The 13,612-nt window shown below is 61.1% G+C and carries 14 protein-coding genes; 6 read left to right on the top strand and 8 right to left on the bottom strand.

All coding sequences use genetic code 11. The annotated features are described in order from the left end of the window. The first annotated feature begins 211 nt into the window (after nt 1–211). Nucleotides 212–958, top strand: a complete 747-nt coding sequence (locus tag DMY87_RS21345) for a cytochrome c oxidase assembly protein (RefSeq protein WP_110793656.1) — start codon at nt 212–214, stop codon at nt 956–958. After that, nucleotides 955–1,455 (top strand): CopD family protein, encoded by a 501-nt coding sequence (locus DMY87_RS21340; RefSeq protein ID WP_110793655.1) that lies wholly within the window; start codon nt 955–957, stop codon nt 1,453–1,455. The genes DMY87_RS21345 and DMY87_RS21340 overlap by 4 nt, the downstream gene beginning before the upstream one ends. Here DMY87_RS21340 and DMY87_RS21335 read toward each other — a convergent pair. Beyond that, on the bottom strand, nt 1,433–1,939 hold the full coding sequence (locus tag DMY87_RS21335) for a DUF2231 domain-containing protein (protein WP_110793654.1): 507 nt from the start codon (nt 1,937–1,939) through the stop codon (nt 1,433–1,435). The genes DMY87_RS21340 and DMY87_RS21335 overlap by 23 nt on opposite strands. A 33-nt stretch (nt 1,940–1,972) precedes the next feature. Between DMY87_RS21335 and coxB the strand changes: the two genes are divergently transcribed. From coxB to DMY87_RS21320, 3 genes are read left to right on the top strand one after another with little or no spacing between them, the layout of a single operon-like run. Further along, the gene (coxB, locus tag DMY87_RS21330) at nt 1,973–2,680 is read left to right on the top strand and encodes a cytochrome c oxidase subunit II (RefSeq protein WP_110793653.1); all 708 of its coding nucleotides are present in this window, start codon (nt 1,973–1,975) and stop codon (nt 2,678–2,680) included. Next, nucleotides 2,677–5,205, top strand: a complete 2,529-nt coding sequence (gene ctaD / locus DMY87_RS21325) for a cytochrome c oxidase subunit I (RefSeq protein WP_110793652.1) — start codon at nt 2,677–2,679, stop codon at nt 5,203–5,205. The genes coxB and ctaD overlap by 4 nt, the downstream gene beginning before the upstream one ends. Next, a complete protein-coding gene (locus DMY87_RS21320; RefSeq protein WP_110793651.1) occupies nt 5,202–5,537 on the top strand; it encodes a hypothetical protein in 336 nt (111 codons plus the stop codon). The genes ctaD and DMY87_RS21320 overlap by 4 nt, the downstream gene beginning before the upstream one ends. Nucleotides 5,538–5,575: 38 nt before the next feature. Here DMY87_RS21320 and DMY87_RS24560 read toward each other — a convergent pair whose 3' ends face one another. Next, the gene (locus DMY87_RS24560; protein ID WP_280953051.1) at nt 5,576–5,710 is read right to left on the bottom strand and encodes a hypothetical protein; all 135 of its coding nucleotides are present in this window, start codon (nt 5,708–5,710) and stop codon (nt 5,576–5,578) included. Between the two features lie 366 nt (nt 5,711–6,076). Here DMY87_RS24560 and DMY87_RS21315 point away from each other — a divergent pair, with 366 nt between their 5' ends. Beyond that, nucleotides 6,077–7,000, top strand: a complete 924-nt coding sequence (locus DMY87_RS21315; RefSeq protein WP_165826396.1) for a DMT family transporter — start codon at nt 6,077–6,079, stop codon at nt 6,998–7,000. 98 nt (nt 7,001–7,098) lie between these two features. Here DMY87_RS21315 and DMY87_RS21310 read toward each other — a convergent pair whose 3' ends face one another. From DMY87_RS21310 to DMY87_RS21285, 6 genes are all read right to left on the bottom strand, one after another. Next, complete coding sequence (locus tag DMY87_RS21310) at nt 7,099–8,103, bottom strand: TRAP transporter substrate-binding protein (RefSeq protein WP_110793650.1); 1,005 nt, start codon at nt 8,101–8,103, stop codon at nt 7,099–7,101. Between the two features lie 46 nt (nt 8,104–8,149). After that, nucleotides 8,150–9,427, bottom strand: a complete 1,278-nt coding sequence (locus DMY87_RS21305; RefSeq protein WP_110793649.1) for a TRAP transporter large permease — start codon at nt 9,425–9,427, stop codon at nt 8,150–8,152. Continuing rightward, on the bottom strand, nt 9,427–9,960 hold the full coding sequence (locus DMY87_RS21300; protein ID WP_110793648.1) for a TRAP transporter small permease: 534 nt from the start codon (nt 9,958–9,960) through the stop codon (nt 9,427–9,429). Before DMY87_RS21300 ends, DMY87_RS21305 begins: the two co-directional genes overlap by 1 nt. 7 nt (nt 9,961–9,967) lie before the next feature. After that, nucleotides 9,968–11,137, bottom strand: coding sequence for a fumarylacetoacetate hydrolase family protein (locus tag DMY87_RS21295; RefSeq protein ID WP_110793647.1), 1,170 nt, complete (start codon nt 11,135–11,137; stop codon nt 9,968–9,970). 169 nt (nt 11,138–11,306) lie between these two features. Continuing rightward, on the bottom strand, nt 11,307–12,035 hold the full coding sequence (locus tag DMY87_RS21290) for a FadR/GntR family transcriptional regulator (RefSeq protein WP_110793646.1): 729 nt from the start codon (nt 12,033–12,035) through the stop codon (nt 11,307–11,309). Between the two features lie 34 nt (nt 12,036–12,069). Further along, nucleotides 12,070–13,527: an FAD-binding oxidoreductase gene (locus DMY87_RS21285; RefSeq protein WP_110793645.1), complete on the bottom strand. Its 1,458-nt coding sequence runs from the start codon at nt 13,525–13,527 to the stop codon at nt 12,070–12,072. Nucleotides 13,528–13,612 lie beyond the last annotated feature (85 nt).

The raw sequence follows: 13,612 nt of genomic DNA, 5'->3' as shown, positions 1-13,612 counted from the left end.
TGAATGACGCCCGTGTACGGGCTGCCATCAACGAAACAGCACAATGGCCGTCCGCTGACGCCGAGGAGCTCTTCACATGCCACCAGGCAAACGTGAAGAAGCCCGGCACTCGTTGCATGGAACAAAATCCCGCCTCGATCTGTTGCGCCCCGAGACCGCAAACAGGGGGACGGGAATGCCGGGCGACGCCACAGGAAAACAGGGCTGAAGCATGGATCTCGATATCTATTGCGGCGCAGCCCCGGTCCCGGAGACCTTCTGGAGCCAATGGAATTTCGACCCGGCTCTGCTGAGCGGCCTTGTGGCCGGCGTCTTCGTCCTGCTGACGATGGGTCAGACGCCGCGACAGCGAGCCGCCGCAATCTCCGCTTTCCCCGTCGCTCTCGTAGCGTTCGTGTCTCCACTTTGCGCCCTCGCATCGGCGCTGTTTTCGGCGCGCGTTCTGCACCACATCCTGCTGGTGGCGGTGATCGCGCCGCTGGTGATCGTCGCGATCCCATCACAAAGGCGGGCATCGATCGTGTTGCCAGCCCAACTGTCCTTCCTCGTGCACACAGCAATGATGTGGCTGTGGCACGCGCCGGGCCCCTATCTCTTCGCATTGGGCTCGCCGGCCGCCTACTGGTTGATGGAGCTGACGCTGTTCGGCTCTGCGGCCTGGCTCTGGCGGGATATCCTTGCACCGCGCCGCACGGTCGGCGCGGCACTTGCACTGCTTCTCGGCACCACCTTGCAAATGAGCATGCTTGGCGCGCTGCTCACCTTTGCGAGGGAACCGCTCTTCGCAGCGCATCTCGAAACCACCCAGCCCTATGGTCTTCTGCCTCTAGCCGACCAACAGCTTTCAGGAATTCTGATGTGGGTTCCGGCGGCTCTGCCCTATTTGATGGTGGCGCTCATCGTGCTGTCCCGACTGTTTTCAGCGCGGGATGCGGAAAGGCAGGCTGTCCATCAATGATAGCCATCCTGAAGTTCGTGCACATCGCCGCCATTGCCATCTGGACCGCCGGCCTGATCAGCCTGCCGAGCCTCTATGTCCAACGTGCCCATGTCAGGAGCAATGATTCACTCTATCGAATGCAGCGCATGGTGCGTTTCGCCTATGTCGCGATGATCTCGCCTGCCGCATTCATCGCCGTCTCGAGCGGCATTGCCTTGAGCTTTGCAAGAGACGTCTTCTCACCGTGGTTTTCCTGGAAGCTCGGCTTCGTCGCTCTCCTCGCCATGTTTCATGTCTTTTCCGGGCTGGTGATCATTCGCCTGTTCAAGGAGGGTGAAGTCTATCCCCCCTGGCGCTTCATGCTGGCGACAGTCAGCTGTTGCGCCATAGTCGCAGCCATCCTCGTCCTTGTGCTTGCAAAAGAAGCGCCCGTCTTCTCGCTACCTCGGGTCATGGGCGAACCGGGCGGATTGAAACGCCTCCTCGACCCGTTCAATCCTTGGGCGACACCATGAGGCCAATGCCGTGATCGAAAATCAGCTTGCCCCCATGCCAGCCGGCGACGCCTGTCAGGATGCCCGCCAGAACCGACAGGAGGAGGCCATGCGGCAGAACGGCGGATGGCTCCATCAGGCGAAGGCCCCAGTTGGCGCCGGCAACCGAAATCAACGTGACGGCGGCAATCGCATGCGCCCAGCTGGCGACGCGCGCCCGAATGCCGGGGACGAGCACCAGTTCCGCAGTGCCGACGATACCAGCCGCGATGCCCGCCACAAAAGCCGTGCCCGATGTCCAGAGCCCGACGCGCAGCCAGAAGGGGTCAGCGGTCCACCAGTAGAAAACATCGACCGCCAGGGTTCCAAAGACGAGCGCAATCGGGAAATGCACGCTCATCGCATGCAGCGGATGACCGGCCACGGCGATCGCCGAAGCCGTATCCTTCTCCTCCAGCTTCTCGATCACAGGGTTGTTGCTGTCGGTCGTCTCTTGATTGGCCATGGAACCTCTCCGTCTGAGACGGAAAAGCCTTCCATGCGTTTATGGTTCCCACGCGTCATGATCGCTCTCGCGGCGCCCGTGATCCTCGGGAGCTGTTCCGGGGATCTATCGGCGCTCGACCCAGCCGGTCCTTATGCGGGCGCGATCGCCAATCTCTGGTGGGTGATGCTGATCGGCGCCGGTCTCATCTTCGCTCTCGTGATCTCGCTCTTTCTGCTGGTCCTCTATCGCCCTGGCTTCGGCAGCGCTCTGTCCGCACGTCGCTGGATGATCTTTGGAGGGCTCATCCTGCCGGTTCCTGTCTTGCTTACACTCATCGTCTACGGGCTCGCCAAGGGCGAATATCTTCTTGGAGCCTGGCAGAACGAGCCGGTGATAGCCCGCGTCGAAGCGCAGGCGCGCATGTGGAAATGGGAATTCGCATATCCCGATATGGATCTGTCCAACGATGCCACGGGGGTCCTGCACATTCCGGCGGGCGGCGTGGTGGAGGTGAGCGTCACCAGCACCGATGTGATCCACAGTTTCTGGATCCCGCGCCTGGCAGGAAAGATCGACGCCATTCCGGGCCACACGACACGCCTGCGCATCAAGGCGGATGCCCCCGGACGCTACGGCGGAATCTGCGCCGAATACTGCGGTACCGGCCATTCCGCCATGCGCTTCACGGTTGAGGCGCATGCACCGGAAATCTACCGGCAACGCCTGACGGAATTGACCACGGCAAAGGCAGACAGATGAGTGAAGCGCCCTACGAAACCGGTCACGAAGCCGCCGGCTCCCCGATCCGGCTGCATCACCAGCTGGATGCCGTCTGGGCCTCGGGCAAGGGCCTGAAGCGCTTCGCCGCCGTGAACCACAATGTCATCGGCATCAGGTTCATGGTCACCGCACTGGTCTTCTTCGCCATCGGCGGCGTGCTCGCCATGTTGATCCGCACCCAGCTCGCCTCCAGCAACAGTGCATTCCTCGATGCCGAGCAATATGCGCAGGTCTTCACCATGCATGGCGTGATCATGATGTTTCTCTTCGCCATTCCCTTTTTCGAGGGTCTGGCGATCTACCTGCTCCCCAAGATGCTCGGTGCCCGTGATCTCGCCTTTCCACGCATGTCGGCCTACGGATACTGGTGCTACCTGTTCGGCGGCTCCTTCCTGATCGCAGCCCTTCTCTTCGGCATCGCGCCCGACGGGGGCTGGTTCATGTACACGCCCCTGTCGTCGAAACCCTATTCACCCGGCATCAATGCCGACGTCTGGTTGCTCGGCATCACCTTCGTCGAGATTTCTGCCCTGTCGGCGGCGATCGAACTGATGGTGACCATCCTAAAACTGCGTGCACCGGGCATGTCGCTCTCGCGCATGCCAATCTTCGCCTGGTACATGCTGGTCGTTGCCGCCATGATGCTGATCGGGTTTCCGCCGCTCATTCTGGGCTCTATCCTGCTCGAAGTGGAACGGGCTTTCGACCTGCCCTTCTTTGACCCGACGCGCGGCGGCGACCCGCTGCTCTGGCAGCACCTCTTCTGGCTCTTCGGCCATCCGGAAGTCTACATCATCTTCCTGCCGGCGGCCGGTGCGCTGTCGACGATCATCCCCGTGTTGTCCCGCCGAGTTTTGGAAGGCTACGGCCTGATCGTCGCCGCGATCGTCGCAATGGCTTTCCTCTCCTTCGGCCTCTGGGTGCACCACATGTACACGGTCGGCATCCCGCATGTGGCCCTATCCTTCTTCTCTGCGGCGAGCGCGCTGGTCGCGATCCCGACTGGCATCCAGATCTTCGCCTGGCTCGCCACCATGGCCCATGGGCGACCTCGGCTCTCGATACCGATGCTGCATGTCTTCGGCTTCTTCTTCGTCTTCGTGCTGGGTGGTCTGACAGGGGTCATGCTGGCCATGGTCCCCTTCGACTGGCAGGCGCATGACAGCCACTTCGTGGTGGCCCACCTGCATTATGTGCTGGTGGGCGGCTTCGTCTTTCCGATGATGGCCGCCGCCTATTACTGGCTCCCGCACATCACCGGACGTCAGCCGATCCAGCATCTGTCGAAACCCGCCTTCTGGCTGGTCTTCATTGGCTTCAACATCACCTTCTTCGCGATGCACCTGACAGGGCTCAGGGGCATGCCGCGCCGGATATACGAATATCCGCCCGAGGCCGGCTGGGAGGTGTTGAATTTTGCCTCCTCCGTCGGCAGCTTCGTGATGACGATCGGATTTGCCCTCGTCGCCCTGGACCTCATCCTGCTGATCCGCTTCGGGCGCGCCTTTCGTCGCGATCCGTGGCAGGCGGGAACGCTCGAATGGGCCACGCCCACCCCTCCGCCGTCCTACACCTTCGGCTCCCTGCCCCGGATCGACCGAAGGGCAGACGGACTTGAGCCGCAGACATTGGGGGCTGAACTGGCAGCCGGCCGGGGTTATCTCGGCTTCATGCGCAACGGCTGGATGGAGACGCTCGCCGTCGACATGGTGACCGGCAGGATCGATCACGTCGTCGTGCTGCCGCGTCCGACCTACCTACCCTTCTGGACAGCCGTCGCAACCGCCCTGTTTTTTGCCAGCCTGCTGGCAAAACTGTACTGGCTCACGCCCATCGCGGCGATCACCACACTGTTCCTCTTTCTGCGCTGGACACCTTCGACTGGCCTCAAGCAAGACATCGCACTTCTTGAGGTCGGTCACGGCGAGCAAGCACCCCATCATCAGTTGGCCGATCAACCACCGTCATGGTGGGCGTTGGTCTTTACCCTCACGGCCAATGCAACGCTCTACACGTCATTGCTGTTCGGCGGGTTCTTCCTGTGGCTCTCTGCCCCGAACTGGCCACCGCCAGATATCGATTTCACATTCCCGGGCTTCTCCGCAGCAGCAGCCCTCGGTCTCGTCCTCTCCGCAGTCGGCGCACGGTTTGCCACCGGCAAACGAGGACAAACGCCGCTCTGGCTCGGGATCACCGTCCTGGGATGCTTGATCGCCGTGCTCGCCACGGCAGCCATCGGCTTATCAATTCCGGCACCTCAGGCGCATGCGGCATCGGCCAGCGCGCTGGCCGTGGCGATCTATGTCAGCCTGCATGGAACGGTGGGAGCTATCCTCGCTGGTTACGGCTGCTGGCGCTGGCATCGCGGCTACATCTCGGAAAACCGCTCACTGGATCTGCGGATCGGCAGACTTTGGCACGATTACACAACGGTTGCCGGCGCCATCGGTCTTGCCTTTCCCTTCGCGTTGCAAAGTCTCGGCCAGATTGGCGGTGGCGGATGAAGAGGTTTCCCTTTGTCGGATTGCTGTCCGGCTTCATCCTCTGGTCGGTCGCGTTTCTGTCGCTCTACGCTGTGCAGGCGACCGGCTGCAAACTGGGTTGGCACCAGATCCCGGTCGGCCCGATCTCGCTTCTGCGACTGGTCTTGTCGGGCGTGCTGCTGCTGACGCTCGCGTTGCTCTACGTGATCGATATCCGGTGGCTTCGCCCACCGGTAAATGCGGGCAAAGACGAGCGACAGATGATCATGCGCATTTCGAAAGTCGTGCATATCGCAGCAGCAGCGGCAACCTTCGTGACATTCGCCGGAATATTCTGGCTGACGTTATGCTGACGTCAGGACATCACTCGGTGAGCTGCGTTGGTGTGGCCTCAAAGGGCGACGATCAGAACGGCGAGAAAGGCAATAGACGCTCCCGTCGTCGCAATTGCCATGCGCCGGCCACTCGCCTGCATTGCGCGCGACAAATCAGCTGAGCTGGACTTCTTCACCAGGGTTCGCGACATCAATCTCTCCAAGTCCGCCGCGCAGATTTGCCCGGCAGCATCAAGGCCACATTCTTGTCATATTTCCCCACGGGTCAATCACCACGCTTAGATCGGAATTCTAAACTGGGAGGTTGCGGGAGAAAGCCAGCCTCGGCTGATAACCGCCGGCGCAACAAATCCATTCAAGCGTGAAAAGCTTGCGAGGAGGAACAGAAGGCCCTCGCAATTTGGTGGGGGCCATGACAATACCGGATACGAGAAGCAACGCGCGGGAGGCGCGCCGGCGGATGAAGCGAACCGCCGGGTGAACAAGACAACCAGCGATACGCCGGCGATTTCCTGAGATCGGCGACAGGCGGACCGGCGAACGGTTTGGGAGAGACAATGACCACAACCCCATCCAATGCCCCAGCGGCATCCATCTTCGGTGCCTTCACCGGCCCCGCCGTCATGCTGCTTGGCATGGTGCTCTTCGCGCTCAACGACGCCATGGGCAAATGGCTGGTGGCGAGCTATGGGCTCGGGCAGGTCATTCTCATTCGCAGCATCGCAGCTCTTCTGGTCTTGGCACCTTTTCTCTGGATGGCCGGGCCGAAGCCCATTGTGGAGGCGGAGCGCCCGTGGCTTCAGATCGCGCGCGTCGTGTTCTCGACGCTCGAACTCTTTTGCTTCTATTACGCCGTGATGTACCTGCCGCTCGCAGACGTCATGACCTACTGGCTCGCGGCCCCCATCTACGTTGCCGCTGCGGCACCTTTCCTCCTGGGCGAAAAGGTTGGCTGGCGCCGCTGGACGGCGATTGCGATCGGGTTCGTCGGGGTCATCATCACGCTGGAGCCATCGAGTGCCATGTTCACCGCGCCCGCGATCATTTCGATCGTCGGCACCGCAGCGTTTGCCTTCATGATGCTCTCGGGACGCAGCCTGCGTGCAACGCCGGACAAGACGTTGGTTCTCTTCCAGACGGGCGGTGCCGCCCTGGCAGGCCTGGTCTTCGCCCCGCTCGACTGGACGCCGCTGACCTCCATCACCGAGGTCCTCCTCCTGGGCCTGCTCGGCATCGTCGCCATGACAGCCCACATCCTTGTCAACCGCGCCCTGAAGATCTCGGATGCCGCAACGGTCGCTCCGCTGCAATACACGCTTCTTCTCTGGGCCGTGGTTTTTGGCTGGTGGTTCTTCGGCGAGGTTCCGCGCCTCACCATGGTGATCGGGGCATCCCTCATCGTCGGATCAGGCCTGTTCATCTTCTTCCGAGAACAACAGTTGAAGAAGCGCGAAACCGTGCTGCCGGCCATTCCGGAATAAAGCGCCCTTCCCCAAGCATCGTTTGAAAGGCCAAAGCCCGCAGCGGTCTCCCGCTGCGGGCTTTGTCTGGTGCAGCCGCCAAACTGCGACCAGGGAGGTTATTTGCGGATTGCGGCGAGTTCAGCCAGGATCGAATCCACGACGTCAGCGCCGATTTCTTCCTTGTGCTTTTCGTAGACCACCATCGACTTTTCGCGGATGCGCTTCTGCTCTTCTTCAGACAGCGTGTTGACCTCGAGGCCCGCTGCCTTGATCTTCTCCAGCGACTTCTTGTTCAGGTCGGCGATGACGCTGCGCTCGACGTCACGACCGACGCTCGCGCATTCACGCAAGGCAGCCTGCTCTTCCGGGGCATAGGTGTCGAAGATTGCCTTGGAGAAGAGGAACAGGAACGGCGTGTAGGCGTGGTTGGTCTCGGTCACGTACTTCTGCACTTCGAAGAACTTCGAGGTATCGATCGTCACATAGGGATTTTCCTGAGCATCGATCGTCTTGGTTTCCAGCGCCGAGAAGACTTCACCGAAGGCCATCGGGGTGGCATTAGCGCCGAGGTTCTGGAAGGTGTCGAGGAAGATGTTGTTCTGCATGACGCGAACCTTCATCCCCTCGAAATCTTCCCACTTGGTGACCGGGCGAACCGAGTTGGACAGGTTGCGGAAACCATTTTCCCAGTAGCCGAGATTGACGAGGCCGACGGCGGCGAGCTTCTCGCTCATCATGTCGCCGAACTTGCCGTCGAGAACGGTGTAGGCTTCCTGCGCATTGGAGAAGAGGAAGGGCAGGTCGAAGACGCCGAGTGCCGGCTCGATGCCGACCAGCGGCGAGGACGAGGTGACGACGGCTTCCTGCACACCAGAGCGAAGCGCCTGGGTCGCCTGGAGGTCACCGCCAAGAGCACCGCCCCAGAAGGCTTGCAGCTTCAGCTTGCCGCCCGACTTTTCATCGAGGCACTTCTGCATCGCTTCGATGCCGTTTCCGACGGGGTGATCGGCATTGATGCCATTCGAGACGCGGATGGTGCGCTCGGTGAATTCCGCAAAGGCCGGTGCGGCACCGCCGGCACAGAAGGCGAGAGCGGTGGTCGTCAGCAGAAACTTTCTCATTGTATTTCCTCCCTTGGATAAAACGAGACGGTTGAAAAGGCTTGCGTCACCGGAGCCATTGCGCCGGGACGATGACGATGTCCGGAAAGACAACCAGCAACATCAGGATGAAAATCTGGGCGAGCAGGAAGGGCGTAATACCCGTCACCACCTTGCCAAGCGGCACGCGGCCCACACCGCTGACGACATTGAGCACAACGCCGACAGGCGGCGTAATCAACCCGATGCAGCAGTTCATGATGAACATGACGCCGAAGTAGACCGGATCGATGCCCGCCTGCTTGATGATCGGCATCAGCACCGGGGTCAGGATCAGAATGGTCGGCGTGAGGTCCAGAGCCGTACCGACCACGAGAACCAGCAGCATGATGACGAACATCAACAGCATCGGACGATCGATGAGCGGCTCGATATAGCGGGTGATCTCACCCGGAATATTCGCGGCCGTGATCAGCCATGCGGAGACCAGCGCGGCGCAGACCAGGAACATGATGATCGATGTGGTCTTCGCCGCTTGCAGGACGACGCCTGGCAGGTCCCGAGGCTTGAGTTCGCGGTAGATGACCATGCCGACGAACATGGCATAGGCTGCGGCAATGACTGCCGCTTCCGTCGGCGTCACGATGCCGGCCTTGATGCCGCCAAGAATGATGACCGGCATGCCCAACGCCCAGGCTGCACGGCCCGTGGCATTCAGGCGCTCCTTGGCGGGCGCCTTGGGCAGGGGAGTGATATTATCCTTGCGGACAACAATCTGCCAGGCAACGACCAGACCAAGTCCCATCAGGATCCCCGGCACGATACCGGCCATGAACAGCTGGGTGATGGACACGTTTGCCGCGACACCGAACACGATGAAAGCCATCGACGGAGGAATGACCGGGGCGATGATGCCGCCCGATGCGATCAAGCCTGCGGAGCGCGGCACATTGTAACCCGCCTTCGCCATCATCGGAATGAGAATGGCAGCAAGAGCGGCGGTATCAGCCGCAGCCGAACCGGAGATCGAAGCCATGATCACGGCGGCCATGATCGCCACGATCCCGAGACCACCGCGGATATGACCGACGCAGGCGATGGCGAACTCGATGATGCGGCGGGAAAGGCCGCCGGAATTCATCAACTCACCGGCCAGAACGAAGAAGGGAATGGCCAGCAGCGTAAAGGTATCGGCGCCGGCAATCATGTTCTGAGCGATGATCTGGCTGTTGAACATCCCCATGTACCACATGAGGGTGACGCCACAGAACATCAGGGCAAAGGCAACCGGCACGCCGATGGCCATGACGCCGAGAAGTGAAACGATAAAGACGACGAGGGTCATCAGGCGCGCTCCACCAGTTTTTCGATGCCCATATGCTCGCCAGCGAACATGGCGACCTCCTCATCGGTGACGCGGCCGGTGAGCAGGCGGAACAGGCGCTCCAGCGCAATCAGGCTGCAGCCGGCACCAGTGAAGAAGCCGACACCATACACCCAGCCCATGGACAGGCCGGTGACCGGGGCTTTCATGCTGGCGTTGATCGGCAGCTGTTTCCAGGTCCCCCAGAAGAACAGGGCCGATACGCCAAGGATGACGAGATTGGACAGGATCATGCAGACGATCCGCCCGCGACGACCCAGAAGCGCAACAAGCGATTCCACGCCGAGGTGTCCATATTCACGGAACCCGACGACAGCACCGATGAAGGTCAGCCAGACAAAGAAATAGCGGGCCATTTCGTCCGAGACCGTCAGGCCGGAATTGAAGGCGTAGCGCAGGATGACATTGACGAACACCATCACCGCCATGCCGCCGAGGAGCACGATCAGCAGGAACTCGAGAAACCGGTAGAACAGATCGACAGCCTTGGTCATCAGCGCCTCACACCTGATCGAGAAGGCCGCGACGGGCCAGGTTGGCAAACAATGAACGGGTTCCGAAAGTCCATTCGGGGCAGGCATCGGTCCGATCGACCCAATTCACCAGGCGCCCGAGCTTCGGCGTGGAAATTTCGACCCGGTCTCCCACCTCGTGGGTGAAGCCGAGCCCGGCTCCCCGACGATCCTTGACCGGTGCGAACATCGTGCCCAGGAACAGGACGGCACCATCAGGATATTGGTGATTGCGGTTCCGCAGTTGCGCGACAAGGTTTTCCGGCGTGCGGCTGATCGCCTCCATGGGGCTCTCGCCCCTCATTTCGAAGCCGTCCTCGCCACGCACAACGAGCGCAACGCGGACCGTGCGCAACACATCGATCGTGAAGCGTTCATCAAACAGGCGAATGAAGGGACCGATCGCACAAGACGCATTGTTGTCCTTCGCTTTCCCCAGAAGCAGCGCGGAACGCCCCTCGACATCGCGCAGATTGACATCGTTTCCGAGCGTCGCACCGACGATCGTCCCGTTGGAACGTACGGCCAGAACAATCTCCGGTTCCGGATTGTTCCACTGCGAAATCGGATGAATGCCGACCATGTCGCCGCAGGCAACGGACGCCATCGGCTGCGCCTTGGTGAAGATTTCCGCGTCAGGGCCAATTCCGACTTCGAGATATTGGGACCAGAGACCCATATCCTGCAGCAGTCCCTTGACCTTGGCGGCCTGTTCGGAACCGGCAACGACACCGCGCAGGCTGTCACCGAGAACGGGCGCCAGTTGACCGCGAATGGCCTGGGCACGGCCGGAATCGCCCTTTGCCTGCTCTTCGATCACGCGTTCCAGCATGCTGTCTGCAAATGTAACGCCCGCTGCTTTGACAGCCTGGAGGTCGATCGGCGCCAGCAGACGGCCGGATTTGCCGGAGAGGAAATCATCGACCGATCCGAGATCGGGCAGATCCGACGCCTGCGCCAGACGTGTGGCAATGCCATCCATCTCCAGCAAACCGGCTGAGGTCGCCGAAATGCTGGTCAGATCCAGAACGCGCCCGGCCCGCACCAATACCGGGCATGGCCCGCCGGCAGCCTCTGACCACACGCGACCAACGAGGATGGCCTCTGCGGCATCCTCGGGAAGAATATCACCGGACTTCAAACTGCGATCCACCGCCACGAAGGGCCTCCTCCACGTCCCCAGGCAGGCGACACCTCCTGTCGCCTTGCCGTATTGTCAGGATGTCTGACAACTCTCCGCAAACATTAATAGGCAGGGAATTCTACCCTGTCTACCCCCGCCGCGCTCAATCCAAACCCATGGCTTGGTCAGAGCGGCGGTCCAAAAATCAGAATTGCTCCAGGCTGAGCTGAATTCGGCTCGCCGCTCCATGCATATGAAGCCGCATCGCCTCACGCGCCTCGGCCGGGTTGCGGCCGGCAATCGCATCTCGCAGCCGCACATGCTCGGCAATCGTCACCTCGACGATTTCCTCCAGGACCGCACGAGAGCGGGCCGCATCGATCGCGAGGCTGATACGCTCGGCGATGAAACCGACAAACATCGAGAAATATTCGTTATGCGTTGCGTCCGCGACTGCCCGGTGAAACGCGAGATCCGCATCGATGCTCTGATGCGACCATTTCTCAGGACCGGTCATATGGGCCAACGCTTCATCGATGCGAGCAAGGTCGGCAGCCGTGTGATGCACGGCCGCAAGCCCTGCCGCCTCGATTTCCAGCGGCACCCGCAACTGAAACAAGGCACGGAAGCTCTGAGGATCGAAGAGGTCCCCCTCCTTGATGCGGATAAGGCGCGCCGGTCGTTCGCTGACAAACGCCCCCACTCCCTGACGCGTCTCGACCAGCCCCTCGTTGCGCAACTGGGCGATCGCTTCACGGATCACCGAACGGCTGACGCCGATCGTCTTGGCGAGCACATGTTCGGTCGGCAGCTTGTCACCCGGCGAAAGACGGCCTTCGTTGATCTCGGCCGCGAACTGCGCCGCGATCCGCGTCGGAAGATGATCGCTGCGCTTGATCTGTGCGAGGTTGATTTGACCTATATCGATCGCCATGCCCACCTGGTCTCCGTACCACCCAGCCGGTTGTTCACGAATCTTCCGCGAAATTCAATTGGCAACCGGGATTCATGATAATCTTGGGATCGATCGCACGTTTGACCGCGCCCAGCAGGCGGGCCTGGGTTTCAGGGAGCCCCGAGGCAAAGTCGGACTTCTTGAGCCTGCCGATCCCATGTTCGGCACTGATCGACCCACCGAAGCGCGCAAGCACCGCGTTGATCAAGCCCTTGGCCTGATAGATCAGGCTATCGCTCTCGCTGCGAGAAAGCCCTGCCGGCGGCAACACGTTGAGATGCACGTTGCCGTCACCGACATGCCCATAGGATACACAGAGGCAATCCGGCAGCGCCAGCGTGACGGCCTCTTCCGCCTGCTGCACGAAGTCTGCGAGCTTGGACAACGGTACGGAGACATCGGTACGCAGATGCGGCCCCCGCTTCGCCTGCCCCTCGTTCATGCCCTCCCGGAAGAGCCAGAGATTGCGTGCCTGGGCCCGCGATCCTGCCGCCACGCCATCAAGCACCAGACCGTCTTCCATCACGCCTTCCAGGAAGCGATGCATGAGGTCCTCGATATCGACCAAACCGGAGCCCGAGATTTCCATCAGCACATAGGCCGGATAGTCCCCCGGCATCGGCATGACGAGATCCGGCATCACCTCGCGGGCGAGCGTGAAAGCCACCGGCGGCATGAATTCGAAAGCCGACATCAGATCGCAGCAATCGCGCCGCGCCCTACGATAGAGCGCGATAGCATCGGAGAGGGCGTTCAAACCGAGGAGCGCGGTTGCCACCTGTTCGGCCGGCGGCATCAGTTTTACCGATACGGCCGTCACGATCCCCAATGTGCCTTCCGCACCGATGAACAACTGCTTCAGGTCGATTCCACGGTTGTCCTTCCGCAGTGTCGACAGTCCGTCGAAGATCGATCCGTCCGGCAGCACCACCTCGAGACCGAGCACGAGTTCGCGTGTCATCCCGTAGCGCAGGACATTGATGCCGCCGGCATTGGTCGAGACATTGCCGCCGATACGGCAGGAACCTTGAGCGCCGAGAGCGAGAGGAAAATAAAGCCCGGCCGCTTCCACCTTGTCCTTGAACTCCGACAAAACGATCCCGGCTTCGACGACCGCCGAGAAATCGTCGACGTCAAGCCGCCGGATCGCCGTCATCCGCTCGAGACTGATGACCACTTGCCCCTCCGGATCATCCGGTGTTGCACCGAGAACGAGCCCGGTATTGCCGCCTTGCGGCACAATCGAAAGGCCTAGATCGCCAATTGCTTTGACGGCAGCGGAGACATCGGCAGTGCTTCTCGGCCGGATGACCGCCACGGTCCCGGTGGTGATATCGCCATGCCAGTCGCGGCAATAGCGCTCGGTATCCGCTCCCGACAGCACGAGATCATCGCCCAGCCGCGCTCTCAGCATCTCCACGCGCGCGTCGCTCAGCCCAATATCGGCTCCATTAACGCCCCCACGCTCCATGTCATTCCTCCTGCCGGATCGCATCACGCATGCACCGGACCAACTATTCGGTTTTCAACGGTCAAATATAAGGTTATCAGACAAC

Origin of the sequence: Peteryoungia wuzhouensis, assembly GCF_003205195.1 — a bacterium.
In the GTDB taxonomy this organism is placed as follows: Bacteria; Pseudomonadota; Alphaproteobacteria; order Rhizobiales; family Rhizobiaceae; genus Allorhizobium; species Allorhizobium wuzhouense.
Note: the sequence above shows the minus strand (reverse complement) of the source record. Positions and strands in the feature narration are given on the sequence as shown.

Coding starts and splice junctions, on each gene's coding strand:
- DMY87_RS21290 (WP_110793646.1), bottom strand. CDS start 12,035: ATGGCGATCGATATAGGTCAAATCAACCTCGCACAGATCAAGCGCAGC.
- ctaD (WP_110793652.1), top strand. CDS start 2,677: ATGAGTGAAGCGCCCTACGAAACCGGTCACGAAGCCGCCGGCTCCCCG.
- DMY87_RS21315 (WP_165826396.1), top strand. CDS start 6,077: ATGACCACAACCCCATCCAATGCCCCAGCGGCATCCATCTTCGGTGCC.
- DMY87_RS21335 (WP_110793654.1), bottom strand. CDS start 1,939: ATGGCCAATCAAGAGACGACCGACAGCAACAACCCTGTGATCGAGAAG.
- DMY87_RS21320 (WP_110793651.1), top strand. CDS start 5,202: ATGAAGAGGTTTCCCTTTGTCGGATTGCTGTCCGGCTTCATCCTCTGG.
- coxB (WP_110793653.1), top strand. CDS start 1,973: ATGCGTTTATGGTTCCCACGCGTCATGATCGCTCTCGCGGCGCCCGTG.
- DMY87_RS21305 (WP_110793649.1), bottom strand. CDS start 9,427: ATGACCCTCGTCGTCTTTATCGTTTCACTTCTCGGCGTCATGGCCATC.
- DMY87_RS21310 (WP_110793650.1), bottom strand. CDS start 8,103: ATGAGAAAGTTTCTGCTGACGACCACCGCTCTCGCCTTCTGTGCCGGC.
- DMY87_RS24560 (WP_280953051.1), bottom strand. CDS start 5,710: ATGTCGCGAACCCTGGTGAAGAAGTCCAGCTCAGCTGATTTGTCGCGC.
- DMY87_RS21300 (WP_110793648.1), bottom strand. CDS start 9,960: ATGACCAAGGCTGTCGATCTGTTCTACCGGTTTCTCGAGTTCCTGCTG.
- DMY87_RS21345 (WP_110793656.1), top strand. CDS start 212: ATGGATCTCGATATCTATTGCGGCGCAGCCCCGGTCCCGGAGACCTTC.
- DMY87_RS21285 (WP_110793645.1), bottom strand. CDS start 13,527: ATGGAGCGTGGGGGCGTTAATGGAGCCGATATTGGGCTGAGCGACGCG.
- DMY87_RS21340 (WP_110793655.1), top strand. CDS start 955: ATGATAGCCATCCTGAAGTTCGTGCACATCGCCGCCATTGCCATCTGG.